The sequence below is a fragment of the Rhizobium sp. FG113 genome, assembly GCF_057809895.1.
Genome location: NZ_JBMDKV010000027.1, coordinates 33425 through 57752 on the forward strand (window position 1 = coordinate 33425; position 24328 = coordinate 57752).

Sequence of the window (24328 nt, forward strand, 5' to 3'; positions counted from 1 at the left end):
GTGAATACCCCTGCCCTTAAAGCTGTGCGGTCCAGTCGAAGTCCTGGACATAAAGACCGATCGGGTTGAGGCGGATGATCGCCTCATCTTGTGGCGCGGTGAGCGCGACCGTGGCGATGCCGCGAAACCGGCGCGTGCCGGTTTCCTTGCCCTTGCGGTCGCGTTCGTATTCGGTCCAGTCGATCTGGTAGGTCTGGTTAGACAGCGCCACGATGTTGTTGACCTCGATGGCGACGGTCGATGTCTTGGCCTTTTCGAACGGCGAGTTGCCGCGAAACCAGGCATTGATTTTCTGGGTCGAGGGATCGGACGTCCTGAGCAGCGCATAGGTCCGATCGATATATTGCTTCTGTACCACCGCGTCGGGGGTGATCGACTTCAAGCTGGTGATGAAGTTGCCGAGTGTCGCGCGGACGACGCGGGCATCAGCGTACTCGATCTGCTGGGGGAAGCCTGCCGTCACCGAAGTGCCGAGCTTGTCGACCTCGACAATGTACGGCACGAGTTTGACCTGCGTGCTGAGATACATGGCGTAGGTAAATCCGATGACGGCCATTGATAGTCCAAGAATGCCGACGATGCGCCACGCGCGCGCCGCCTGGACATAGGATCCATATCGTTCGGTCCATTCCTGCCGCGCGGCAAGGTAAGGGCTGTCGGGTGGCCGGTTTGCTGCCATCGCTTTTTGCCTTCCTGTTGATTACTTGTCGTTTCGTTCCGGTGGCGTCTTCAGGCCGCTTTGTCCGGTTCGGCTCTGATCGAGCTTGGCATTGGCGAGCCCCATGATCGAGCCGGCGTAAGCGCCAGGCGAACCGATCGCCTTTTCCTTGGCAGCTGAGCCTGCTGCTTTTCCGGCTGATCCGATCCCGGCACCCATGCCTCGCAGCGCAGCCCCCGCGACCGAGGATCCTGCGGCGCGCGCCGATTGAGCCGCCGCGGCGCCTGCTCCGACGGCGCCGGCAGCTAGAGAAGCTGTGCCAAGCGCGAAAGAAGCAGCCTGCCCACCGTGGCGGATGGCTTCCATGCCACCGGAAACAGATGCACCCTGGACGACACCTTGGATGATGTTGGGGACGTACATGGCGATGATGAATACGACGACAGATATGCCGGCGATGGCCAGTGTGGTGATGAAGTGATCGGTTTCCGCGGTCGGTGCCTGCGCCAGTCCGAGGAGGACTTCCGAGCCGATCTTCGCGATCATGACGAGTGCCATGAGCTTCATGCCGACGCCGAAAGCATAGACCAGATAGCGGACGGCAAAATCCTTCGTAAAGGATGATCCCCCCAGGCCGAGCATGATCATGCCGGCCAGCAGCCCCACATACATCTCCACCATCACCGCGACGAAGATCGCTGCAACGAGCGAGAAGCAAATCACGACGACGCCCATCGCAAGGACGGCGGCGATCGCTAGCGCATTGTCCTCGAACACCCCGAACTTGGCCTGTTTGGACATCTGAGATGCCACCCGAATACCAGCGTCGAACACTTCGGCCGGTGAGGCGGATCCACCGCCCGCACCGATCTGGTAGAGACTATTGACGACGTCCCTCGCAAGCGTCGGCCCCTGGGTGAGAACGAACGCGAAAAAGCCGATGAACATGATGCGCCGGACGAGTTCGGCAAACCAGCTGTCGAGCGACGCGGCCTGTAGCGCAAGCCAGACCGCGGCGATGCCAACCTCAATCGCGGCGAGGATCCAGAACAGCGACCTCGCCGCATCCATGATGGTTGTTTCCCATCCCTTCGCGGCAGCAGAAACCTGGTTCTCGAGTTCTGTCAGAACCTGTCCCTGCTGTGCAAATGCGGGGGTGGCAAGGATCACGCAGGCAATAGCCCCGAGGACGAAGGCCCGCTCAAAATTTCGCTTCACCATCGCGGCCGCATCTCCTGGCCTTTCTCGATCGGCGGCAGCTCCTTGGCTGTGCCGAAGAATTTCTCACGGGTGATGCGCTGCTCTTCACTCATCTCGGGTGCCGCCGGGGCGTTCATCTGAACGATATAGAAGGTGACGCCGGATGCCGCTGCAGCCACCATGACCAGCACGACAACGATCAGGACCGGGCGGCTCACCAGCGTGGCTCCATTTTCTGGCCGCTCGGGATTGTGGAAACGTCGGCATTGAAGAATTTCTCTCGCCGCGCCTGCGCGAGGTCCTTGTCCGTCTGCTCGGTCTGAAGCCACGTACCCATCATCGTCATTTGCTGCGAAACCAGGCCGCGCAGCTTTTGCATCTGGGAAACCTGCTGGGCCGCGATCTGGTGTCCGACCTGAAGCGCCTTCATCTGACCGTCGGCTGACTCCGACATCGATCGCAGCGAACTCATCGTGCCCTCCTCGGTATCGAACTGATCTGCTGTCAGGCTTGCTGCCTTCAGCGTGCTGCCGATCGTGTCCCGGTTCGTGTCCGACCAGGATTGGTACGTGCTCGAGAAGGATTCAGCATTGGGCAGATTGGTTTTCAGATCCGCATAGCTCTTGAACCGCTGCTGAAGGACGTCATCTGCATTCCCCATCGAAAACGAGATGCTTTGTCCCTGGTCGACAATGCTGCGCAGTCGGTTGAGATCGCTCTCGACCTGGCCCCAGATATGATCAGGGAGTTGCGCCGTGTTCTGCAGCATGTTCTCGTAGATCTTCAGCTGGTTCTGGATTTGCTCTGCCAGTTGAGTGATCTGGGTCAGCTGGTTATCGACCTGCAGGCCGGAGCTTTTCAGAAGGTCAATGAGCTGAGCATTGTTGGCAAGCTGCGTCCATTCGGTGGCAGCGCCCGTTGCAGATCCAGCGTGGGCGGAAGTAATCGGCGACAGCGCGATTGCCGCGGTCATCGTTGCGACGATCCAGTTATTGGACGTTGAGGTGCGACGTGGCATCGTGAACTCCTCTCAATTCAAGCCAATGGGTAGGCCAGTCCTGGCCGTGTTCCGCCTTCAGCGCGCGTATCCGCTTCAGGTCTTCCTTTCCGGATGCGCCCACAAAGCTTAGAGCCACCGGCCCGAGCGACATATCGAAGAGCCGCCGTCCGTCTGGCGTGGCGACGTAATATTCGCGCTTGGGGATGGCACCCGAGACGATCTCGATCTGACGCTCGTTGAACCCGATCCGCTCATAAAACTCGCGCGTGCCCGGCTCGCGTGCAGCGCCATTCGGCAAGCAGATCTTGGTCGGGCAGGATTCTTTCAGCACGTCGATAATGCCGGAGCGCTCTGCGTCGGAGATCGATTGCGTCGCCAGAACAACGGCGCAATTGGCCTTGCGGAGCACCTTCAGCCATTCCCTGATCTTGTCGCGAAACACGGGATGCCCGAGCATCAGCCAGGCTTCGTCGAGGAGAATGAGGCTAGGCGAACCGTCCAGCCGCTTTTCGATCCGGTGGAAGAGATAGGTGAGGACGGGCACCAGATTACGCTCACCCATGTTCATGAGCTGCTCGATCTCGAAGCACTGAAACGCTCGAAGCGTCAAACCGTCCTCTTCCGCGTCGAGAAGCTGACCCATCGGGCCATCGACGGTATAGTGATGGAGCGCATCCTTGATCTCGCGCAGCTGCACGCCGCTGACAAAGTCCGATAGCGACTTTCCAGGCGCTGTCGCCATCAGCCCAATTTGGCGGGAGATCGCATTACGGTGATCAGGCGTGATGGTGACGCCCTGAAGCGCGACGAGCATTTCAATCCACTCGGTCGCCCAGGCCCGGTCGCCATCGGTCGAAAGATCGAACAAAGGGCAGAACGCCAGTGCTCTCCCCTCCCCGTTTTGGTCGTTGCCGATCTCGTAGTGATCGCCACCGGCAGCAAGCGTCAGGGAGAGGAGCGAGTTGCCCTTGTCGAAGGCGAAAATCTGGGCGAACTCGTACCTGCGGAACTGCGCGGCCATCAGAGCGAGAAGGGTCGATTTGCCCGAGCCCGTCGGTCCAAAAATCAGGGTGTGGCCGACATCGTCGACATGCAGGTTGAGGCGAAACGGCGTTGAGCCCGAGGCAACCTGCATCAGCGGCGGTGAGTTTGGCGGATAGAACGGGCACGGCGCCACTGGATTGCCCGACCATACCGAGTTCAACGGAACGAGGTCCGCCAGATTGCTTGTGTTGATCAGCGGCTCACGGATGTTGGCATACCAGTTGCCGGGCAGGCTTCCGAGAAACGCATCTGTCGCGTTTAGAGTCTCGACGCGAGCCCCGAAGCCTTCTGCCTGGACCAGCCTGCGGATAGCTTCGGCCTTTTCCTGTAGGGCGTCACGGTCCTCATCGAACAGGATGACCACAGGGGTGTAATAGCCGTAGGCGACAAGCTGGGAGGAGGCCTGAGCAATAGCGTCTTCGGTCTCCGCGACCATCGTCATGGCATCCTGATCGACCGATCTGCTTTGCGTCTGGAAAAGCTGGTCGAAGAAAGGACGAACTTTCTGCTGCCATTTCTTCCGGGTCCGTTCGAGCTTCTGGCGCGCCTCTTCCGCATCAAGGAAGATGAAGCGTGACGACCAGCGGTATGTCAGCGGCATGAGATCAAGATTATTGAGGATGCCAGGCCAGCTTTCCGCCGGCAGACCGTCGATGGCGACGACAGCAAGGAAGCGGTTCTCTACCTTTGGCGTCAGGCCATGCTCCAGCTCCGCCGTCGCCAGCCAGTCGAGATACATGGGGACTTCCGGTAGCCGGACCGGATGGCTTTCACCGGTGATGCAAAACCGAACGAACTGCAGGAGGTCGTCATAGCGCGCAATCCGCTCCCCTCCCCTTTCGCGGACCTCGCGGGTCTGCATGCGGGCGATCGACAGGGTGTTGGCCAGGTACTGTTCGATTTCTCGGATCGCGTTGCGGAACACGAACAGGACCGTGTCCGCATAGGATTTCTTCCGGCTCTCCTCGTCCGAATAAATGTATTTGCTGAGCGCCGTCTTCTTCGACTCGAGCGGCCGGTAGGTGAGAATGATCGCGTGCTTGCTCTCGAAATGCCCCTGCTCGCGCCGGAAGTGCGTCCTGCGCTCGGCATCAATCGCGCGAGTGACAGGGTCGGGAAAATGGCACTGGTCTGGGGACGGATAATCAACCGTCGGCACCCGGATCGCTTCGACCTGAATCATCCAACCCGTCCCGAGCCTCGACAAGATCGCATTGATCTGCCGGGATAGCTCATTGCGCTCGAGGTCGGTTGCGCTTTCGGAGTCCGGACCCGCAAAGTACCAACCGGCCATGAGGCTGCCATCCTTCAGGAGCAGGACGCCGTTGCCGACCAGGCCGGCATAGGGAACGAGATCAGCGAACGAGGGACCGGTCGCGCGGAAACCTTTGAGGGCAGCCATTGGAAAACCTCTAGTATTTGCGCCACGGCGCGGCCGTAGGCCGGTAGTGGGATTTGTAGGAAATGTGACGGGCATAGACCTGCCGCATCAGCGGGTCGGACTTGGCCATCATGCGGAGTACACCGACGATGACGATCCAGACCGCAACGCCAAAAAGAGCAGAATAGACCGTCAGCACGACGAAGATCAGGATCACGGCCGCAAGCCCGGTGATCAGCACCAGCTCGCGGTCGGCGCCCATCAGCAGGTTTGGTCTAGACAAGGCGCGATGGATGCGATTGCGGTGGAGGCTCATAAGGCCCCCTCCCCTTCGCCGCTCGAATTTAAGCGTGCGACCTGCTCCGATGGCAGGCCGATCGAAGCACCTGTGGCACCGAACAGACCGACGATCGTGGTGGCACCTAGCAGAATGCCTGCGACCAGGACCACGTACATCAGCCTACGAGCGAAATCGTTGAGCTCGCCGCCGAAGATCAGCATGCCGCCGGCGATCGCGACAGCGGCCAGGGCAATATAGCCAGCGACCGGACCAGTAATGGATTCCTGGATTTGCTCGAGCGGCCCTTCCCACGGAAGGCTTCCGCCGGAACTGGCGAAAGCAGGCGAAGCAGCGACGATCGCTGCGACGGCGATAACGGCAAGTGTCAGGAATGATCTCTTATGCTGCATCGCGGCTTTCCTCTGCGTAGGGTTCCGTTTGGTACTGGCCGCCTGTAAAGCGGGTGACGTGAAGGATTTCGCTGATCCGACGGCCCTTTGCCGTTCGCTCGATCGAGATGATCAGATCGACGGCGTCTCCGATGACAGCCTGCATCGGCTGATGGCTGGCTTCGGCGGTCAGTTGCTCGAGACGCTGGAGTGCGGAGCGCGCGCTGTTGGAGTGGATCGTTGCGACCCCTCCCGGGTGCCCGGTGTTCCAGGCCTTCAGCATCGTCAGTGCCGCGCCGTCGCGGACCTCGCCGACGATGATCCGATCCGGCCGAAGGCGCATCGTGCTTTTCAGGAGACGCGACATGTCTACGGAATCACTTGTGTGAAGGCTGACTGCATTGTCCGCAGCGCACTGGATCTCGGCTGTGTCTTCCAGAATGACGAGCCGATCGTCGGGAGAGCTCGATACAATCTCGGCAAGGATCGCGTTGGTGAGGGTCGTCTTGCCCGAGCCCGTGCCACCAGCCACCAGGATGTTGAGCTTCGATGCTATTGCGCTTCGAACGACCTCGGCGTGCTTTGCGGTCATCACTTTGCTTGCCACATAGTCATCCAGAGGGATGAGGCGTGACGCGCGACGCCGGATCGTGAACGATGGCCCGGAAACCACCGGCGGCAGCAAACCTTCAAATCGATGCCCGCCGATCGGCAGTTCTCCCGAAACGATCGGACGATCATCATCAACCTCTGAGTTCAGGACATGGGCGACGCTCCCGATGACGGTCTCGGCCGCAGAGCGTGTCATCTCGCCAACTGCGGCCATGCCATGACCCAGCCGTTCGATGAACAGACGACCATCCGGATTGAGCATGATTTCCACGACGCTTGGGTCTTCAAGTGCGAGGCACAGATGATCTCCCAGTGCGTTTTGGAGCTTGCTGACGAGACGAGGGAGTGAGCGGTTTTGGGTGCTGAGCATGATCAGGCCGCTTCCTTCTGAAGGTGAGAGAAACTCGACGAATAAATGCTGGGGCGAAGTCGATCGAAGCTCACCCAGTCCGCAGGGAGAAGGCCAGCGACGCTCTTCGTTTCGTTGATCTGGGCAGGTGGGCCGAGGCGGCTTAGAGGCCAGCCGGCTCGACGGAGGATGCGCTCGAGTCTGACATCCGTGGCGGTTACGATTTCTCGATAGCCATTGAGGATGCCCCACTCGATGATGCCGGCGAACATGGCGAGTGTCGCTGAATGGAGGCCCGCCTGCTCCCGTTCGGCAGCCGCGTTCGTATCCACACAAAAACGAGAACTTTCGATCATCCGATGGTGCGATGGGAGATGTGCCATCTCCAGGAGCTGGGGAAAGACCTCTTCCAGCATTGTCCCACCGGCGGCCGGCAGAAGCCGCGCGCATCCGATCACCGCGTCGAAACGGTCAAGGCAAAGGATGTAAGTAGGGTTCAGCTTGTCGAACGGGTCCATTTCGAGACCTGATGTGCAACGGACTTTCCAAGCCAGACGCCCGCGGAAAATGCGGGCGCGGAGCCGGTGCATTTCGTGGATGAGGCGGTGCTCAGCTTCGCTTTTTGGGTTCTTGATGGCGACGACGCGCATCGAGCAAATCTCCCTTGCGTTGGTGACGCATGGAGGTTTGCCGGGGCCGAGAAGTTCGATCTACTGCCAAAAGTGTTAGCGAGTGATTCTCGCCGAGGCATGAGTTTTTGTGCATCGGACCGCGCTCCGGCCATCGAATTCACTAGCAAAAGTGTTAGTTGGCCAATTGGGCCGACACTGCGAAACGACAGGCAAAATCCTGAAATGGTTTGATAAAGTGGCGATTTGAAGTGCCGGCCGAATTCCCCGCTTGTGCATGTTAAGGTCTTGTTAACCCTATTTCTCTTGCGGCAGGGTTAGAATCGTGGCTTAGCTTGAGACGGTAATAGCGCGTCTGACGCCGATAAACCGTCTGAGAACAGAGGCTAATGTGAACGTGATCGACCGGCACATCCTAAAGGCATCAACTTCTGCCCATATCACACAGCGGGCGGAAGCGCTGTCTGCCCGCTTGCGTGCAGTTGGAGAACGCGCATTCCCGCCGACGGCGCAGAAAACTCTTCGGTCATTTTCATCAGGCGAAGTCGCGGAGATCGTCGGCGTTTCGGACGGCTACCTGCGTCAGCTATCGATCGACGGTCTAGGTCCAACGCCGGATCTTGGAAATGGCGGACGGCGGTCTTACTCGCTCGAGCAGATCAATGAGCTGCGGCAGTATCTCGCAATCGCTCGCCCTAAAGAAGCGACAAGGTTTTTTCCACGTCGGCGCGATGGTGAAAAGCTGCAGGTCATTACGGTTGCCAATTTCAAAGGCGGGTCCGCAAAGACCACCACTTCGCTTTATTTGGCTCAAGGGCTCGCGCTGCAGGGTTATCGCGTCTTGGCGATCGACCTCGATCCGCAGGCTTCACTCTCGGCCATGTTCGGTTACCAGCCTGAGTTTGATGTCGCTGAGAACACGACCCTCTATGGCGCGCTTCGTTATGACGATCAGCGCGTCACGATGAAGGATGTCATCCGCCCAACATATTTTACAGGGATCAGCATCGTTCCTGGCAATCTCGAACTCATGGAATTCGAGCATCAAACCCCGCGCTTTATGCTGCAAAATCGCGGTCGGCCAGAGGATTTGTTCTTTAGACGGGTCGCCGGCGCAATAGCCCAAGTTGAAGACGATTTTGATGTCGTCGTCGTCGATTGCCCGCCTCAGTTGGGGTTTCTGACCATGGGCGCTCTGAACGCTGCAACGGGCATGATCGTCACCGTCCACCCACAGATGGTCGATGTCGCATCGATGAGCCAGTTCCTGCTGATGACCTCGGACCTCGTGTCCGTCATTGAGGAGGCCGGCGGGCGCCTTGAATATGATTTCCTGCGGTTTCTCGTGACCCGTCACGATCCACGCGACGTTCCGGAGCAAGAGATCGTTGGACTGATGCGCGATGTGTTCGCATCGGACGTCATGGCGGCAACCGCGTGGAAATCGACCGCGATAGCGAATGCTGGGTTGACCAAACAATCACTTTACGAGCTGACGAGAGGCGCCGTTGGACGCTCTACTTACGATCGTGCAATGGAATCGATCAATGCCGTCAACCACGAGGTTGTCGAGCTCCTGAACGAGGTCTGGCAGCGATGATCTCCATGGCTATCCAAAAAGATCAGACACTTAACATGTCGTCAGCTGACTACATCCCGGATCATAAGGCCGGCCGTGATGGGGAGGTCCATGCATGAGCAAGCGAACACAGTCAATCCGATCTCTTTTTGCAGGTGGCACCGAAGATGCGTCTGCCGACGAAGCTCGACAGCCCATTCAGCGTGTTGCTTCAGGTGCGGTCCGGTCGCTCAAGGACACATTTTCTGAAGTCGAACGCGATTACGAGGAACTGAAGCAGCAGGTCGCGAATGGCGCCCTGCCCGTTGAACTCGATCCTGGCTTATTAGACCCCTCCCCCTTTGCTGACCGCTTTGTCGATCAGGATCTGACGGCAGTCGAGGCGCTGAAGATTTCTCTGACAGAACACGGGCAGGAAATCCCTATCCTTGTACGAGTTCACCCCACTGCACCCGGGCGTTATCAGATTGCCTATGGCCATCGCCGGGCGCGCGCTGCGTCAGAACTCGGCATTGCGGTGAAAGCCTATGTCCGCGAGCTGGATGACGATCGTCTCGTCGTTGCCCAGGGGGTGGAGAATTCGGCGCGCGAAGACCTGACGTTTATCGAGCGGGCAATGTTCGCCTTGAAGCTTGAGGACAGCGGCATCCAGCGCTCGCTGATCCAGACAGCACTCTCTGTCGACCGCCAGGAAGCCCAGAAGCTTCTGAGTGTCGCTCGCGGTGTGCCTCGCTCGCTGATTGATGCAATCGGGCGCGCACCAAAGATCGGACGGCCGAGGTGGCTCGATTTGGTCGAGAGCCTCAAGGTAGCCGGCGCCGAGAAGAAAGCGCGCAAGGCAACGGAAGACAAAGCTTTCGCCCACAAGGATACCGATGATCGCTTTTCGGTCGTACTGAGAGCTGCGAAGACAGGCGAACTTGGAAGCTTGGCAACGCCAGAAGCTCCGGCCGTTGCTCGGTCATCCGATGGCAAACAGATCGCGACCTTGTCGTTGACGGGGAAGCTTTGCAAAATTCAGATCAATCGAGAACAGGACGAAGCCTTTGCATCCTATTTGATGGAAAGGCTTCCTGAACTCTATGCCAATTTCAGGAGCAATGCTCCGTCAACAGAGGACTAAATCGGAAGGCAGGCGCAAAAGAAAAAGGCCCCCAAACGTTGCCGTCATGGAAGCCTCTCTCATAGGTCTAAGCAGCCTGAGAATCGCATTTCAATGAATCGCAGTCAATAGTCTTTGGCACCGTTTTGGTGAGCGGATTTCTTTTGCCTTTTGAAAGGTGAAGGAACATGCAGGTTGGAAATGTGACGACGCCCTTTGGGCGGCGGCCGATGACGCTCGCCCTGGTGAAATCGCAGATGCGGGCCGCCCAGGTCAAACCGGGCAAGTCAATCGATAAGTGGAAAGTCTTCAGGGACGCTTGCGATGCGCGCTCACTGCTGGGCCTGCGTGACCGCGCCCTTGCAGTCCTTAACGCTCTCCTAACATTCTATCCAGAGGCGGCTTTGAGCGAAGGAAGAAATCTGATTGTCTTTCCGTCGAATGCCCAGCTGACGGCTAGGGCGAACGGGATCGCGGGATCAACGCTCCGAGAGAACCTCGCACATCTCATCGACGCAGGCCTTATCCAACGCTGTGACAGCCCCAATGGCAAGCGTTACGCCCGTAAGGGCACTGATGGAGCTATAGAGACAGCCTATGGCTTTAGCCTTTCGCCACTTCTTGCACGCTCTGAAGAACTCGCTCTGCTGGCTCAGCGGGTCGTGGCGGCTCAGCGGCATCTGAAGATAGTCAAAGAACGCATTACGATCGCCCGGCGCGACGTCCGCAAGTTGATTACGGCTGCTGTTGAAGACGGCGTCTTTGGCGACTGGGGGAAAATGGAAGCCGTCCACATTGCCTTGATGGACCGACTTCGCATCACCAAGACCGCCGAGGATTACGAGCGCTTGCTTGAAGAGTTGGAACTTCTGCGCGAAGAGGTCATCAACCGATTGGAAGTTCAGGATATTAAGCAAAAATCCGACACCAATGATGCCGATATCCGGCAGCACATACAGAATTCAAATACCGAATTTATCAATGAACTTGAACCTCGCTCTGAAGATGAGCAGGGCGGAAAGCCGAATCCGGATATTGGACGTAACATCGAGCCGATAAAAGCTTTCCCATTGGGCATGGTGCTTCGTGCCTGCCCGGAGATCGCGATGTATGGCCCCGGAGGCAATATCCAGAACTGGCGCGATCTGATGGCCGCCGCCGTTGTGGTGCGATCTATGCTCGGGGTGAGCCCGTCAGCCTATCAGGACGCTTGCGAGGTCATGGGGCCTGAAAATGCCGCCGCCACGATGGCGGCGATCCTCGAACGCACCGGCCATATTTCATCGGCTGGCGGCTATTTGAGAGATCTGACGGGGAGGGCGCGACGTGGTGAGTTCTCGCTTGGGCCGGTGCTGATGGCATTGTTACGGGCAAACGGACATGAGGCGAAGCGAGCATGAATGCGGCGATCGAATTTCGGTTATGTGACGAAGGCGAGACTGCGACCCCGTAGTCAGCTGACTACATACTAAGTGATTGAATTTTCATCTGTCGCGGCCACTATTGTGCGTTCCACCAATTTCGGAGGCGGGTTCTCGGTTGCGCGCAGAGATGTCTGAACCATTCGACCGATAAGGACCGCACATCCAATATCGGTAGGCATGGTGGGGTAGATTTCGTGTACCGGCCCTGCCGGGTCATGAAGGAATTTTGCTATGAACGTTCCAACGCGCTGCTGCGCGTTTTGCAGTTCTTGGTAGCGCTCGAATTTGTTGTCATGTAGAGCCGCAGAGGCTTCGCTCCCCAAGCGGTTATAAGTCGAGACATCCTCAGGCGTGAGTGCCGCGGACGGGACATAAAGCGGCATACGGTGCGCGGCAGGATTACGTCTCTCTTTGACTTCTTTCTCCCAATCGACAAACATGCCGATTTCCTTGATGACCGGTCCTGTAGCAGGGTCCCGCGCCAAGACTCTCTTGAACAAGCCGATGTCCATTTTGTTCGCAGCAAGCGTGTCCGAGCTACCGAGCTGATGTGCAAGTGTCCAAGCGTAATTATCCATGAGGCCGAGGATGTCGATGTAGATTGAGTTCAGATAACGGGCGACATCGTCAGATTGGGGTAGGGTAAGAGGAACGATTCGCTCTGGTGGAATCAGAGCCTGGAAACGTCGAAATGACGTCGATATCATCCGCAAGCGGCGTAATACTCCGTAGCGCAGGTGCATCTCAGCGTCAGGCTTCAATTCAATCGATACCAACAGTGCGGCATTCACGATGAGCTCATCGAGTGCGTTGTTGACGCCGTAGATATGGTTCTGCTGCGCTTCCTTGAGAAAGTGGGTGTTATTCTCCTCGTTTCCCTCGATCAGAAATGGCGCTGCGAATTGCTGGTGATACGATGAATAGTCGACATTCCCGAATCCATGGGCATTGAACGGCATCGCACTTTATCTCCTGTTCATCGTTATTCATCAAGCCCGCCGCGCAACAGGCATCTGTCTAGGTCGTCACATCGACTGGTGAAAGTATTTCGCTCCTGCGAGATCACAGGCTAGCTAGAGCTTTCCGTAGCGCGGTGATGCCTGGGCTCTTCAACAGAAACCACGCCGTCCCTAAGGTCTCCATGAACACAACAGACATATCTTCACCGCGGACCCGCAATCCGTGCCCTATATCGGTCAACCGATTCTCGATCGCGTCAAACTTGGTGCGGGAACTATGGTGGTGAGTACCACCGCATTTGTTGGCGACATAGCGGACGAGTGTCGCTCGATTGACGATCTCACCTGCAAAACCCAGGCAAGGGGTGGCGAAAAACTTGGTGTGCTTCAGCATCATCATGGGTGGGGTTCGGGGTGAGGCCTCCACCTGCTCTTCAAACTGTCGGCGGTGAGGGCTCCCACGCCCGGGCTCGCGGTAGGCGTAATAGGCCTCTGTAACATGGCCGCCGTAGGGATATCCGCCGGCAGCGAACTGAACCGCACCGGGTTTGCCGGAGGCTCCAACTTCTGAGAGAGTGGAGCCGATATGAGCAAGACAACGAACAAGTTTTCACCTGAAGTCCGCCAACGCGCCATCCGTATGGTGCTTGATCACGAGGCTGACCACCCGTCGCGGTGGGCTGCCGTTTCATCTATTGCGGGCAAGATCGGTTGCTCGCCAGCCACGCTGCATGAATGGGTGAAGAAGACCGAGGTCGACAGCGGCAAACGAGCAGGCTTGCCGAGCGACGCGGCCGAGAAGATGAAGGCTCTTGAGCGGGAGAACCGCGAGCTTCGTCAGGCCAACGAGATTTTGCGCAAGGCGTCTGCTTATTTCGCGATGGCGGAGCTCGACCGCCCCTTCAAACGATGATCTCGTTCATTGACGAACACCGTGGCGTGTTCGGGGTCGAGCCGATCTGCAGGCTTTTGCCGATTGCCCCGTCCACCTATTATGAGGTCATCGCCAAGCGCACGGACGTAGACCGTCTGTCGGCCCGCGCTCGACGCGACATTGCCATGAAGGTCGAGATACGCCGGGTGTTCAACGAGAACTTCCAGGTCTATGGCGTGCGCAAGGTCTGGCGGCAATTGCAGCGGGAGGGCTTCGACATCGCTCGCTGCACAGTCGCTCGGCTTATGAGGGCAATGGGGCTGCAGGGCATAATTCGCGGCAAACCGATCCGCACGACGGTCAGTGACAAGACCGCGCCATGTCCACTCGATCGGGTGAACCGGCAGTTCTACGCTCCCGCGCCGAACATGCTGTGGTTATCCGATTTCACCTATGTCGCGACTTGGCAGGGCTTCGTTTACGTGGCCTTCGTCATTGATGCCTTCGCCCGCCGGATCGTCGGTTGGCGGGCAAGCCGGACTGCCCACGCGGGCTTTGTGCTCGATGCCCTCGACCAGGCACTTCATGATCGGCGACCCGTCCACCGTGGAGGACTGATTCACCATTCCGACCGCGGATCGCAATATGTGTCCATTCGCTATTCCGAACGGCTGGCGGAAGCGGGCATCGAGCCGTCGGTCGGGAGTGTTGGAGATTCCTATGACAACGCTCTCGCTGAAACGGTCAATGGTCTTTACAAGGCCGAGGTCATCCATCGGCGAGGACCGTGGCGAAACTTCGAAGCCGTGGAGTTCGCCACGCTGGAATGGGTAGATTGGTTCAACAACCGTCGCCTTCTGGAGCCCATCGGCAACATACCGCCAGCCGAAGCCGAAGAACGATATTACGCCATGCTGGACGCACCGGCCGTGGCCGCATAACTTAAACGAAATGGCCTCCGGCAAACCCGGTGCGGTTCAGATTTCTTGCTCGCTGCGCGTCGCGACCTCGATGCCGCGAAGCGCTTCTTCCGTAAGATGCTCAAGGAGGAGCCGTTATTCTCACCGGAAAAGGTCGGCACGGATGGTGCCAACACCTTCCCGTCGACGATCAAGATGGCCGTCGATGATGGGCTTTTGCGTCCCAATCCCGTGCACTATGTCACCAAGCATCTCCAACAAGGCATCGAGAGCGACCACTTCCGGGTGAAGAAGAACATGCCGAAGGTCGGTGGTTTCCAGTCATTCAACACGGCGCGGCGAACCATCGCCGGTTTCGAAGCCATGCTATGGTTGAGGAAGGGCTTCGGCTTTTCCGGTGGTTGGACTGTCAACGACCAGAACGACCTACTTGCACGCCTCTTCGGACTTCAAAAGGTTAACAAAGCATGAAAACCAAGCCGCATCCGGGGAATTTCTGACCTCGGATAGAACTTGCGACAGGCCCGTTGTGATCCTACTTGCAACACAAAGTGGGCTTCCGGTTGACCTGTTGGAAACATTGCGGGCGCGGATCGCAAAGTCCATAGGGGAGTTGCCGACCACCGTCAGGGCATGGGTAGAGTGGGCATTTCTGTGGTTAAAGAGCGATGCTCGTGCGCGGGAGTATTTGCTGCGTGACGTCGAACGTGCCGCTCTGGCAGCAGCTGGCAAGGCGTCAGACCACCCGATTGATACAAGTGTTCTGGACCGCCTTTGCTCGGGAACTCTAGCTTGGATCGAGGGTAAGCCTCTCAACATAATTGAACTTGCCTTAGGCGGGGACCCGAATGGGGAGCAGAAGAACGCTCGAATTTGTATGCGGGCGAGGGAACTGACTTCTTCGTTCATCCCACGAGGCCTCTCGTTTGCGCTCGGCGTCGTTGGTAGAATGGCTGAGGAGATGGGTGCCCCCGACTCCCAGGCAACGCTAGATGTCGAACTTCTGCAAAGTCTTTCTGGCACCATTCGTCGAGGATTTGACACCGTCGAGAAGCTACAGTTTGCGAACGCACATCGGGAGATATTAGGACGAGTCCAGCTTCACCAATTCTATGATGAGACCTACTCGTTCCCTGAGATTGACTTAGATGATGAGCTCTGACTGCCCTGTCTGAAGTGCTTACAACATGCGGGCGGCGCGCCCTGTTCGTCGGCTCGCACTGTTGTAATAGCTGGATGCCTGCTGAACCGAACGGTGACGCGATTGCTCCATGGCCTCGGGAAGAGGAATGCCGCGGTTGGCGGCCTCGGTCAGATATCCCGACCTTAGGCCGTGCGCTGAAAACTCCCCAGCCTCCAACCCAGCCATCTCCGCCCGCTGCTTGAGGATCGCATTCACCGATTGCGGATCAAGCGATCGCTTCGAGACGGTGCCCCAGCGCCCGATCCCCCGAAACACACTGCCGCTCTCGATCCTGGCTGCCGCGATCCAGGCATTGAGTGCGTCGACCGGCCGGCCAGTCAGATAGACGACATCATCCTGCTCGCCACTGGTAGTCTTGGTGCGGCCGAGATGGATCGCCAAAGAGGGGAGGGGAGGGCTATCGGAAACCTCTATCGGCGCCTCGACGCTCAGCTGTTCAATCCGAAGCCCGGCGATCTCGCTGCGCCGGCGGCCGCCGGAGGCAAAGGCCACCATCAGGATCGCTCGATCTCGCACATCGCGCAGAGTGCCAGTTGCACAAGTCGCCAGCAGCTTGGCGAGCACGTCGCCGGTGACCGCCTTGGCGCTCTTCCGCTGACGCTTTCTGGGAACGGCGCGCACAGCGAGCCGAATGGCGGATTTGAGGGGAGGGGAGGCGAAGGCGCCATCAAGGCCGCGCCACTTTGTCAGGGTCGACCAGTTCGCCAACCGCCGCCGTACCGTGGCCGGCGCATGCGGCCCGGTCGATTTCAGAAACCCTTGGGCGCGTAGATTGTCGTCGACATCGCCAGGCATGCCGTGATCGGGATCGGTCGCACGCTTGTGCGGATCCCACAGATGCTGCGCGACAAATTTCAAAAGCAGCGCTTCGGGCGCCGGCCAGGGCAGCGATCGTTTCGTCGCGGCGAGAGCCCAGGCTTCGATATAGGCAAGATCGGAGGTGATGGCGCGCAGCGTGTTGGCGCCCATTCCCTCGTTGACGAGATGGCGCAGCGTTTCAATGTCGGCGTCCGTCAGCAGCTCGGCAAGCTCATCGCGCCGGTCGATCGGCAGGACCGAGGCGATCGTGTCGAGCTCGACTGCACGACGTTCGACGCCGGCCAGACTTGCTCGCGGCTTCTTCGCGGTTGCCATCACGCCGGGATGTTTTCGGGGCGCCAGCGGGCGATGATCTGTTCGATTTCGCCGCGGTATTCGGTTGGATAGAAAAGTTCCTCCTCACGCGCCAGCCAGGTAAAAATCGTCACCATGTCTTCGGCGATGTCGAGGTCGACATTGGACAGGTCGGTCAGGTCGAAGCCGCCATTGTCGGCGGCATTCCACCAGGCGAGCAGGAAATTGGCGGCGCGCCGACTCTGGCCGGTATCGCTATTGGCAACATTGAGCAGCTTTCCGAGTGCGAAACGGACGCGATCTTCCATGGAAAAAGGCCTTGCAGAGCGTGGATTGACACAGATTCGGTGGTGTCGATCCGCTTGATTGAGCAGAATCAATTCCGTTGGAATGTTACAGCTTATTCCCTGCCAGGATCATTGGAATCTTCCGGATTCGCCGGAATGCGCGACGTGTGGACATGTTCATCATTCAACCGTTAACCATACGGCGTAAGACGCCACACAAGGACGCCTATTGTCTGAACAGACATCCTTGCTGAAGATGCGTATGGCGATCACGTTGTTTTTTAGATTGCCTTGCCGATCAGCGCGCCGACGATGCCCGTGGTCACCATCGCAAGCGCTCCCCAGAAAGCCACTCGGAATGCCGGCTTCGGAACGTTGGCACCCCCGGCGCTTGCGCTGAGAGCACCAAGTAGAGCCAAGGCGACAAGCGACACTGCCGGAATGGCCAGATGTATTGAACCGCCAGGTGCCAGAATGGCGGTGAGCAGTGGAATGGCCGCGCCGGTCGCGAATGTTGCGGCTGACGTCAACGCAGCTTGTACCGGACGGGCGGTGGATGTGTCGGTGATACCGAGTTCATCGCGGGCATGTGCGCCCAGCGCGTCATGGGCGGTCAACTGCCGCGCCACCTCAAGCGACAATTCCGGCGACACACCACGGGCTTGATAGATGCTTGCCAGCTCCTGAAGTTCGAGTTCGGGGGCGTCTTCGAGTTCACGTTTCTCGCGCGCGAGGTCTGCGGCCTCGGTATCCGACTGTGAGCTGACGGAGACATATTCACCAGCTGCCATGGCCATCGCGCCGGCTGCAAGCCCGGCGAATCCCGCGACGATAACCTCATTTGCTGTCGGCGAAGCGGAGGCGATCCCGACCATAAGGCTGGCGGTGGAGATGATCCCGTCGTTTGCGCCCAAGACGGCGGCGCGCAACCAGCCAATGCGATCTATCGAATGTCGTTCACTGTGGGTCATTGCTACCAGCCTTCCTTGCGACGAGGGAGAACCGCGAATGTTCGCGTTATTTTAGAAGCATTCTAATTGTGACATACTGTCGTGTGCCGCTACGAAAATCTGATCTCGAAGGTTTGGCCCGAAGACGCTTCCGACCTGATCAGAGAAGCTCCATGAAGTTCGGCGATGCGGCCAACAATCCTCAGCCCTATGCCAAGCCCGTCGTGCGAGCGCGTTATACCGGGAGCCCGCGTCGTTGACGGTGGATAACGATCCTCGATCGTGATGCTTCTTTCACCGACCTTCAAGGAGATCACCGAGTGATCCGGGGTGTGCCGAACCGCATTCTCGATCAGATTGCGCAGAGCATCTCTCAAGAGAGATGGCGCTCCCCTCACATGACTGCTTGTGACATCTGGTAAGAGTTCCAGCGTGTGTTCGTTATCGTACACCCACGGAGCCAGCTGTTCGACCACGGACGATGACAACGCGACCAGGTCGATATCCTCGAACATGCCGTGGTCGACGCTGTCCAGTCGTGCGAGTGCCGTGATCTGCGCGACGAAACGCACGAGATCATCGAGGTCAGCCTCCGCTTTCCTCGCGCGTGGATGATCGATCTGGCCGAGTTCGAGCTTCAGCGCAGCGAGCGGCGTCCGGATTTCGTGGGCAATCCCCGACGTCAGCACCTTCTGTGAGGTCATCAGTTCGCCCACGCGTTCGAACGCCTGATTGACCGCAGTGGCGAGATGGGCAATCTCTCGCGGCATATCCGAGGGGTCCAGATGCGACCGCGAATCCAGGGGATCGATGCGGTCGGCGGCGTCGGCGGCCGCGCGCACCGGCCGCAGGGCCTGTCGTATTGCAAACAAGGTTCCGCCGAACACCAATAGCAGCAGAATGCTCATCGGCACGATCATGTGCTCCAGCACTTCGTTCCAGAGGACATCGGACATGACGTCGGCGGTATCGTCGATCGTCGCGATGTCGACCAGGAAGCGCCGTTCGCCAATCATGAACGCCCGTCCACCGACGAGCGAAAGCGGTTTGCCCGGTTTGATCGATCGCAGCCAGAAGTCCGGCGGGTTAACGTCGCGCGGGAGGAAATGATCCTGACATGCCCTGTCACAGGATTCGAAGACCAGCGTTCCGTCAGCGTCGCGTATCCGGGCGACATAGCCCGTGCTCTCGTTTCGATAGCGATCCTTCACGCTGTCAGGCAAACTGTAGTTGACCAAGCCGTTGTCGATCGTGATTCCGGATGCGAGGCGCTCGGTCTCTTGTTCCACGAAAAGCCGTGAGAGCTCGCCGACATTCCAGTAGTAGTCCGCAAAGACGTTGGCGAGTTGCAGGAGCATGGCCAGCACCGCGAAGAAGGCGATGCGACGTGCCAGAATGGCTCCAAGTGTCGGACGCAGGCGGCTCAATCCCGAACCTCGCGCATCAGGTAGCCAACGCCCCGTATCGTTTCGATCGACGCGCGCGTCGGGTGGCTTTCGAGTTTCTTGCGCAGACGGGATGCCGCCAGCTCGACGGCGTTGCTGCTCCTCTCGTCGCCGAACTCGGAGAAGGCGTGCTCTATCTTGGACTTGGAAACGACCTTCCCGCCATTACGCATCAGGAGTTCGAGCAGTCCTTTCTCCGACGGAGTGAGCGCGATCTCGTTGCCCGCGCAGAAGACTTGTCGCGACGCGACATCGAGCGTCAGCGCGGCGAATTCCAGGACGGGCATCGCGGTGCTGGGCGATCGACGGATCAGGGCCCGTATGCGGGCGGTGAGCTCCCCATTGTGAAACGGTTTCGTCAGGTAATCGTCCGCGCCCGCATCGAGACCGGATATTCGCTCGTCGATCGCAGCCCTGGCCGTCAGCACGAGGACCGGCGTTTGTATGCCGGCAGACCTCAAGGATTTAAGGACGGGAATGCCATCTTCGTCAGGCAGGCCGAGATCGAGGAGAAGAAGGTCATACCCATTCTCCCGAAGAGCGAAGCGTCCTTCTTCGGCGGTTCCGAAGGCGTCGATCTTCCAACCCTCCTTGCGCACGAGCTCGCAAACGAGTTCGCGAAGCCGGGCGCTATCCTCGATCAGCAGAATTCTCATGCCTTCTTTCGACCTGTTACCATAGACCACACCAGGTTTTCCCGATGCCTCCAGCTCTCCACGATGGCTGCGCCGGCGTGGATGAAGGCGAGCACCATAATGCTGTTGGCAATCGTGCCGTGCAATTGCTCAAGCCACTTCTCTCCCCAGAAAGCATCGAGCGTCGTCATCCATCCAGTCAGAGCGGTCGTCGCCAGAAGCGCCATCAGGAGGAGCATCATGACCGAGGCCAAGGGATTGTGGCCGAGATAGCGCTTCTCGTTTCTGCTGACGATAGCCCGAAGCTGATTTTTCAACCTGCGGGGGGTCGGGAAGAAGTCGGAGAACCTTGCATGTCGGGTGCCGACGAAGCCCCAGATCATCCGCACGGCAATGGCGGCCGCGACAACATAGCCCGTCATGCGATGCCAGTATTTTCCTTCTTCAAGGATGAAGAGGTTGAGCATGCAGGCAGTCACGATGGTCCAGTGAAAAATCCTGACCACCGGGTCCCAGACCTTTATGTCCTGCTGGCCACTGTTGGAGGGCGAGCCGCCCCCCGGTCTTGAACGGATGGCGGTCATCGATCAATCACCCTTCTGGACAATGTCGCCGGAGACAGGGTTGAAATAGACCTCGGCGCGCTTGCCATCCTTGTCCTTGCCGTAGATTTCGTAGCAGTTGCCCGTGACCTCGAACGTCTTGACCTTGTAGCCGAGCGCGTCGATCTTGGCCTTCATGGCGTCTTCGGTCATCCACTTGGACTTGGGTTCCTTGGTGCAGCTCGGGCTAGCGAAGGCCAGTGCCGGCGTTGCTGCGATGACTGCGACTGTGGCGATGAGTTTCAGCATGTTTCGATCCTTTGGTTACACCCGGTCGGGCGACGACCGATGGATAGCGGCGGTTTCCTGTCTGTTTGCTGTACGGCCATGTACTTGGTGATGAGCCGCCCAATCCGCACATTGGCACGGCAGCCACGTCGCCAATCTCTCGATGAGGCGCAAAAATCACGTGCTGCGTGGTGGCTGGCCAGTGCCATGCCGTGATCTGCCGTTTCTCATCGCAGAAGTGGTGCATGGCAAACTCGATGTGTCTTCTGACTGTCATCGTTGCGGGGCATTCTGCTAGGTGCAGCGATTGATCGTGGCCGAGCTGATAGCTCGGCTAGGAGGTTCCAATGGCGCAGACACCCGACAGGATGCTTGTCAGAGAGGCCGCTTGGCAAAAGGCGGTTAATCGCGAAGCCGTCATCCGGCCCATCGCTTTCGAAAAGAAGTTGACCGCTCCGGACAGACTTGCCGCGTGCAGGGAGTTGGGCCTCAAGCCAACAAGGTTCTATCAGCTGCTCGCCCAATTCCGGCGAAAACCGGTCACCTCCTCATTGCTGGATGAAACGCCCGGGCCAGAGAAGGGGAGGCGGCTCTTGTCATCGGAACAGGAAGATGCCGTCACCTGCGCCATCCAGGAAACCTATTGCCGTCGTGAGCGGCCGACGATCACCGCCGTTCATGATCATGTCCGCGTCATTTGCCGTCAGCGAGACATACCTGCACCTTCCTGGAAAGCCGTGAAGGTTCGCATCGATCGCTCCGACCAGAAGAAGCTGGCCAAGGCCCGAGAGGGGGCCAGCGTCGCCCGTCAGCAATACAAACCCGTTACCGATGAGTACTCAGCCGGAGCCGCGATGGAGGTCGTTCAGATCGATCATACCTTGGTCGATCTCTTCGTTGTCGACGCTGTAAACCGCCAACCATTGCAGCGTCCCTGGCTGACGTTGGCGATCGATGTCGCCAGCCGAATGGTGGCCGGCTTCTACCTGAGCCTTGAACATCCATCGTCAACGTCGGTCGCCTTGGCCATCCGGCACATGGTTTTGCCGAAGACATCGTGGCTCGCGGAGCGAAACGCGGCTGGCGACTGGCCCGTCCACGGTCTGCCCACCGCCATCCATCTCGATAATGCTCGGGAGTTTCGGGGAAAAGCGCTGGCGTGGGGAGCGGCCGAGCACGGCATCAATCTCATCCATCGACCAGTTGCTCGCCCACATTACGGCGGTCACATCGAGCGGCTTATCGGCACCATGATGGGCGCCGTTCACTTTCTGCCCGGTTCAACGTCGAGCGATATTGGCTCTTGTGGCGATTACAATCCCCAAAAGCATGCAGTCATGACTTTTGACGAGCTGGAGCGGTGGCTCACCCTTGAGATCATCGGCCGCCATCACGCTGATATCCACCGGGCGCTAAAAATTCCGCCTCGGTTGGCCTGGGAAGATGCCGTCCTCTCGCGTCGGGAGCCTCTGCGGCTTCCCTATGACGAACACCGTTTCGTTCTGGATTTCCTGCCGTTCGAGGAACGCATCATACGTCGCGACGGACTGCACCTGTTCGGCCTCAGATATTGGGATGATGTCCTGAGCCCGTTGACCGGTGCGCCGGACAAGATGCGGGTCCGTTACGATCCTCGCGACATTTCCTGCGTGTTCGTCGACGGGCCAAACGGCGAAAGCTGGCCGGTTCGGTTTGCAGACCTCAGCCGGCCGCGGATCACGCTCGGCGAGCACCGGCAGGCCGTCGCCGCTTTGAGGGCTCGTGGTCTGCAATCGGTCGATGAGCATCTAATCTTCGAGACCATCGAAGCCCAGCGACAAATTGTCGAGGTGGCAGGCCGCCAAACACGGAGCATCCGCCGGGGAGCCGAGAGACGGTCGCGAGCGCTGGCGGCGACCGACCGGCAGCATGTGGAGACAATAGATGATGCCGACGAGGACAATTTCTCCGATCTGGCACCGTTGTCGGTGGAGGAATGGTCGTGACGGAGTACCCCCATATCCTACCAGCCTATCGCCAGTATGCCGAGATGGGGATCGAAGAACGGGTCGCCTGGATCCGTGCCGATCGCTGGTTGGAGACAGCCGATGCAAAAGCTGCGCTGACGCGGCTTGAGGATCTGCTCTCCTATCCGCCGCGGGACCGAATGCCCTGTCTGCTTCTCTACGGCGATACCGGCATGGGAAAGACAAAAATCATCAGAAAGTTTCTTCGCAATCATCAGCCCGTCTTCGATCGTGGAACCGGGGTGACGAACATGCCGGTCGTGGCAATGCAGATGCCAGCCGAACCCGTCGAACGCGATGTCTACGGTGAGCTCCTCAATGCACTGAGTGTACCGGGCCCAAGTGGAGACGCAACTTACCGACTGAAGACTACGTGCCGAACCCTGATGCGGAGGATGGGTGTACGGATGCTGATCATCGATGAGATCCATGCCATGTTGACGGGGACATATCGGCAGCAACGAGTCTTCCTCAACGTCATTCGCTTTCTGGCGAATGATCTGAAAGTCCCGTTGATCTGCGCCGGGACCGATCTTGCCCGACAGGCGCTGTTGACGGATCCGCAGCTTGCCGAAAGGTTTGAAGCCCTTCACCTGAAGCGCTGGTCCAATACGCAGCAGCTTGCCCAATTGCTCGCAAGTCTCGGGAGCATACTGCCTCTGCGTGAGCCATCACAGCTCGGGACCGCAGCAGTGCGCCGCAAGGTGCTCGATATGACCGACGGCGTTACGGTGCGAATTTTTCGCCTCATCGAGACTGTTGCGGTCGAAGCGGTCCGGAATGGGAACGAGAGGATTATCTTGGAGAGCTTCGACGCCGACAACCTTGTCCTACCTTTGGTCGCGATGGCGCGGCGCAGTGAAACGCGCCTGCAGCGCCGTGCAATCCCGTGAGACCGGTGCGGCTGCTGGCGATCGCCCCACGGCCCTATGAGGATGAACTTCTCAGCTGTTGGCGTTGGCGTGTAGCGAGCCATTACTCCAGCTCGCCCCGGCAGATCGAGAACTGGATACGTGGTGCTTGGGACGTCTCCAAGCCGCATCTCCTCAGCGATGACATCCCGACCGAACCATCGGCGGCCCGTTTATGGGCGTTAGCCTGTCGCCTGAAGCAAGCAGATGTAGAGCGACTGTCTCTGCAGAATACCCGGCGCAGCAGGGCGTCATTTGTCAGCGAACCCGCGCACCGAGGCGTTTGTCCGACATGCCTTGACGAGGATGCCGAGGAGGGGAGGGACCACTATTGCCGACGGTCCTGGGCATGTGTCGAGGCCGTGGTCTGCCCCCGGCACAAGACTGGGCTCGAGATCAACTGCGGCGGATGTTTCCGCAGCGGGCTGTTTCAGTTTCGGTCTACGCCTGCCGGCCTCGCCAGACTGTTTTGCCGTGAATGCGATGCTGTTAGGGGCTCTGTGGTCATTTCTACATTAATACACGCTAAGGGCATTTTGCAGGTGAC

Annotated in this window: 25 protein-coding genes, 1 pseudogene and 1 other annotated feature; of the genes and pseudogenes, 8 read left to right on the forward strand and 18 right to left on the reverse strand. The window is 58.7% G+C overall.

Features of this window, described 5'->3' with window-relative positions; translation table 11 throughout:
- Positions 1-16: 16 nt before the first annotated feature.
- The 9 genes from ACODTZ_RS33015 to traI are packed head-to-tail and all read right to left on the reverse strand — an operon-like array spanning position 17 to position 7563.
- Positions 17-679 (reverse strand): conjugal transfer protein TrbF, encoded by a 663-nt coding sequence (locus ACODTZ_RS33015; protein WP_062428114.1) that lies wholly within the window; start codon positions 677-679, stop codon positions 17-19.
- Between the two features lie 21 nt (positions 680-700).
- Positions 701-1879, reverse strand: a complete 1179-nt coding sequence (trbL, locus tag ACODTZ_RS33020; RefSeq protein ID WP_489031161.1) for a P-type conjugative transfer protein TrbL — start codon at positions 1877-1879, stop codon at positions 701-703.
- Positions 1873-2076 carry an entry exclusion protein TrbK gene (trbK, locus tag ACODTZ_RS33025; RefSeq protein WP_489031163.1) on the reverse strand — a complete coding sequence of 68 codons (204 nt, stop codon included), beginning with the start codon at positions 2074-2076 and terminating at the stop codon, positions 1873-1875. The genes trbL and trbK overlap by 7 nt, the downstream gene beginning before the upstream one ends.
- Positions 2073-2876 carry a P-type conjugative transfer protein TrbJ gene (trbJ, locus tag ACODTZ_RS33030; RefSeq protein WP_489031165.1) on the reverse strand — a complete coding sequence of 268 codons (804 nt, stop codon included), beginning with the start codon at positions 2874-2876 and terminating at the stop codon, positions 2073-2075. The genes trbK and trbJ overlap by 4 nt, the downstream gene beginning before the upstream one ends.
- A complete protein-coding gene (locus ACODTZ_RS33035) occupies positions 2848-5304 on the reverse strand; it encodes a conjugal transfer protein TrbE (protein ID WP_489031167.1) in 2457 nt (818 codons plus the stop codon). Before ACODTZ_RS33035 ends, trbJ begins: the two co-directional genes overlap by 29 nt.
- A 10-nt stretch (positions 5305-5314) precedes the next feature.
- On the reverse strand, positions 5315-5599 hold the full coding sequence (locus ACODTZ_RS33040) for a conjugal transfer protein TrbD (RefSeq protein WP_111793716.1): 285 nt from the start codon (positions 5597-5599) through the stop codon (positions 5315-5317).
- Positions 5596-5973 carry a TrbC/VirB2 family protein gene (locus ACODTZ_RS33045; RefSeq protein ID WP_489031170.1) on the reverse strand — a complete coding sequence of 126 codons (378 nt, stop codon included), beginning with the start codon at positions 5971-5973 and terminating at the stop codon, positions 5596-5598. The genes ACODTZ_RS33040 and ACODTZ_RS33045 overlap by 4 nt, the downstream gene beginning before the upstream one ends.
- Positions 5963-6934 (reverse strand): P-type conjugative transfer ATPase TrbB, encoded by a 972-nt coding sequence (gene trbB, locus ACODTZ_RS33050; protein WP_489031172.1) that lies wholly within the window; start codon positions 6932-6934, stop codon positions 5963-5965. Before trbB ends, ACODTZ_RS33045 begins: the two co-directional genes overlap by 11 nt.
- 2 nt (positions 6935-6936) lie before the next feature.
- A complete protein-coding gene (gene traI, locus ACODTZ_RS33055; protein ID WP_489031174.1) occupies positions 6937-7563 on the reverse strand; it encodes an acyl-homoserine-lactone synthase in 627 nt (208 codons plus the stop codon).
- A 370-nt stretch (positions 7564-7933) separates the two neighbouring features.
- On the opposite strand from traI, the gene repA reads away from it, so the two are divergent.
- The 3 genes from repA to repC all read left to right on the forward strand — a co-directional run bounded on the left by repA (position 7934) and on the right by repC (position 11623).
- Positions 7934-9142 (forward strand): plasmid partitioning protein RepA, encoded by a 1209-nt coding sequence (gene repA / locus ACODTZ_RS33060; protein WP_489031176.1) that lies wholly within the window; start codon positions 7934-7936, stop codon positions 9140-9142.
- 94 nt (positions 9143-9236) lie between these two features.
- Positions 9237-10244 (forward strand): plasmid partitioning protein RepB, encoded by a 1008-nt coding sequence (gene repB / locus ACODTZ_RS33065; protein WP_489031178.1) that lies wholly within the window; start codon positions 9237-9239, stop codon positions 10242-10244.
- A gap of 167 nt (positions 10245-10411) precedes the next feature.
- The gene (repC, locus tag ACODTZ_RS33070; protein WP_489031180.1) at positions 10412-11623 is read left to right on the forward strand and encodes a plasmid replication protein RepC; all 1212 of its coding nucleotides are present in this window, start codon (positions 10412-10414) and stop codon (positions 11621-11623) included.
- 68 nt (positions 11624-11691) lie between these two features.
- On the opposite strand, the gene ACODTZ_RS33075 is transcribed toward repC, so the two are convergent.
- Complete coding sequence (locus tag ACODTZ_RS33075; protein ID WP_489031182.1) at positions 11692-12606, reverse strand: hypothetical protein; 915 nt, start codon at positions 12604-12606, stop codon at positions 11692-11694.
- Positions 12607-12709: 103 nt separating this feature from the next.
- Entirely contained in the window at positions 12710-13006 is a 297-nt protein-coding gene (locus tag ACODTZ_RS33080) for a hypothetical protein (protein WP_489031184.1), read from the reverse strand.
- 186 nt (positions 13007-13192) lie between these two features.
- Between ACODTZ_RS33080 and ACODTZ_RS33085 the strand changes: the two genes are divergently transcribed.
- Together ACODTZ_RS33085 and ACODTZ_RS33090 are read left to right on the forward strand one after the other, a co-directional pair.
- A protein-coding gene (locus ACODTZ_RS33085; protein WP_203431501.1) for an IS3 family transposase occupies positions 13193-14421 on the forward strand; the annotation gives its coding sequence in 2 pieces (ribosomal slippage) (positions 13193-13487 and positions 13487-14421; 1230 coding nt in all).
- Positions 13474-13590 (forward strand) — a sequence feature (AL1L pseudoknot). (Overlaps the previous gene by 117 nt.)
- Positions 14422-14460: 39 nt before the next feature.
- Positions 14461-14871 (forward strand): annotated as a pseudogene (locus ACODTZ_RS33090) (DDE-type integrase/transposase/recombinase); the annotation flags it as partial.
- 709 nt (positions 14872-15580) lie between these two features.
- Here the strand turns inward: ACODTZ_RS33090 and ACODTZ_RS33095 are convergent.
- The 7 genes from ACODTZ_RS33095 to ACODTZ_RS33125 all read right to left on the reverse strand — a co-directional run bounded on the left by ACODTZ_RS33095 (position 15581) and on the right by ACODTZ_RS33125 (position 20885).
- Positions 15581-16738: a site-specific integrase gene (locus tag ACODTZ_RS33095; protein WP_489031186.1), complete on the reverse strand. Its 1158-nt coding sequence runs from the start codon at positions 16736-16738 to the stop codon at positions 15581-15583.
- A complete protein-coding gene (locus tag ACODTZ_RS33100) occupies positions 16738-17025 on the reverse strand; it encodes a DUF7673 family protein (protein WP_489031187.1) in 288 nt (95 codons plus the stop codon). Before ACODTZ_RS33100 ends, ACODTZ_RS33095 begins: the two co-directional genes overlap by 1 nt.
- Before the next feature lie 260 nt (positions 17026-17285).
- Positions 17286-17975, reverse strand: a complete 690-nt coding sequence (locus ACODTZ_RS33105) for a VIT1/CCC1 transporter family protein (RefSeq protein ID WP_112636350.1) — start codon at positions 17973-17975, stop codon at positions 17286-17288.
- A gap of 89 nt (positions 17976-18064) precedes the next feature.
- Entirely contained in the window at positions 18065-19381 is a 1317-nt protein-coding gene (locus ACODTZ_RS33110) for an ATP-binding protein (RefSeq protein ID WP_047636057.1), read from the reverse strand.
- The gene (locus ACODTZ_RS33115) at positions 19378-20055 is read right to left on the reverse strand and encodes a response regulator transcription factor (RefSeq protein WP_047636058.1); all 678 of its coding nucleotides are present in this window, start codon (positions 20053-20055) and stop codon (positions 19378-19380) included. Before ACODTZ_RS33115 ends, ACODTZ_RS33110 begins: the two co-directional genes overlap by 4 nt.
- Complete coding sequence (locus ACODTZ_RS33120) at positions 20052-20618, reverse strand: cytochrome b/b6 domain-containing protein (RefSeq protein WP_047636059.1); 567 nt, start codon at positions 20616-20618, stop codon at positions 20052-20054. The genes ACODTZ_RS33115 and ACODTZ_RS33120 overlap by 4 nt, the downstream gene beginning before the upstream one ends.
- A 3-nt stretch (positions 20619-20621) precedes the next feature.
- Positions 20622-20885, reverse strand: coding sequence for a PepSY domain-containing protein (locus ACODTZ_RS33125; protein WP_047636060.1), 264 nt, complete (start codon positions 20883-20885; stop codon positions 20622-20624).
- Between the two features lie 572 nt (positions 20886-21457).
- Between ACODTZ_RS33125 and ACODTZ_RS33130 the strand changes: the two genes are divergently transcribed.
- The 3 genes from ACODTZ_RS33130 to ACODTZ_RS33140 form a co-directional block, all read left to right on the forward strand.
- Positions 21458-22849: a transposase gene (locus ACODTZ_RS33130; RefSeq protein WP_489031191.1), complete on the forward strand. Its 1392-nt coding sequence runs from the start codon at positions 21458-21460 to the stop codon at positions 22847-22849.
- A complete protein-coding gene (locus tag ACODTZ_RS33135) occupies positions 22846-23763 on the forward strand; it encodes a TniB family NTP-binding protein (RefSeq protein ID WP_489031193.1) in 918 nt (305 codons plus the stop codon). Before ACODTZ_RS33130 ends, ACODTZ_RS33135 begins: the two co-directional genes overlap by 4 nt.
- Before the next feature lie 5 nt (positions 23764-23768).
- The coding region (locus ACODTZ_RS33140) for a TniQ family protein (RefSeq protein ID WP_489031195.1) at positions 23769-24328 on the forward strand (560 nt) is incomplete at its 3' end.

Coding starts and splice junctions, on each gene's coding strand:
- ACODTZ_RS33080 (WP_489031184.1), bottom strand. CDS start 13,006: ATGATGATGCTGAAGCACACCAAGTTTTTCGCCACCCCTTGCCTGGGT.
- ACODTZ_RS33115 (WP_047636058.1), bottom strand. CDS start 20,055: ATGAGAATTCTGCTGATCGAGGATAGCGCCCGGCTTCGCGAACTCGTT.
- repB (WP_489031178.1), top strand. CDS start 9,237: ATGAGCAAGCGAACACAGTCAATCCGATCTCTTTTTGCAGGTGGCACC.
- ACODTZ_RS33045 (WP_489031170.1), bottom strand. CDS start 5,973: ATGCAGCATAAGAGATCATTCCTGACACTTGCCGTTATCGCCGTCGCA.
- trbJ (WP_489031165.1), bottom strand. CDS start 2,876: ATGCCACGTCGCACCTCAACGTCCAATAACTGGATCGTCGCAACGATG.
- ACODTZ_RS33095 (WP_489031186.1), bottom strand. CDS start 16,738: ATGGCAACCGCGAAGAAGCCGCGAGCAAGTCTGGCCGGCGTCGAACGT.
- ACODTZ_RS33120 (WP_047636059.1), bottom strand. CDS start 20,618: ATGACCGCCATCCGTTCAAGACCGGGGGGCGGCTCGCCCTCCAACAGT.
- trbB (WP_489031172.1), bottom strand. CDS start 6,934: ATGCTCAGCACCCAAAACCGCTCACTCCCTCGTCTCGTCAGCAAGCTC.
- ACODTZ_RS33040 (WP_111793716.1), bottom strand. CDS start 5,599: ATGAGCCTCCACCGCAATCGCATCCATCGCGCCTTGTCTAGACCAAAC.
- ACODTZ_RS33105 (WP_112636350.1), bottom strand. CDS start 17,975: ATGACCCACAGTGAACGACATTCGATAGATCGCATTGGCTGGTTGCGC.
- ACODTZ_RS33035 (WP_489031167.1), bottom strand. CDS start 5,304: ATGGCTGCCCTCAAAGGTTTCCGCGCGACCGGTCCCTCGTTCGCTGAT.
- ACODTZ_RS33075 (WP_489031182.1), bottom strand. CDS start 12,606: ATGCCGTTCAATGCCCATGGATTCGGGAATGTCGACTATTCATCGTAT.
- ACODTZ_RS33100 (WP_489031187.1), bottom strand. CDS start 17,025: ATGGAAGATCGCGTCCGTTTCGCACTCGGAAAGCTGCTCAATGTTGCC.
- repC (WP_489031180.1), top strand. CDS start 10,412: ATGCAGGTTGGAAATGTGACGACGCCCTTTGGGCGGCGGCCGATGACG.
- trbL (WP_489031161.1), bottom strand. CDS start 1,879: ATGGTGAAGCGAAATTTTGAGCGGGCCTTCGTCCTCGGGGCTATTGCC.
- ACODTZ_RS33015 (WP_062428114.1), bottom strand. CDS start 679: ATGGCAGCAAACCGGCCACCCGACAGCCCTTACCTTGCCGCGCGGCAG.
- ACODTZ_RS33125 (WP_047636060.1), bottom strand. CDS start 20,885: ATGCTGAAACTCATCGCCACAGTCGCAGTCATCGCAGCAACGCCGGCA.
- traI (WP_489031174.1), bottom strand. CDS start 7,563: ATGCGCGTCGTCGCCATCAAGAACCCAAAAAGCGAAGCTGAGCACCGC.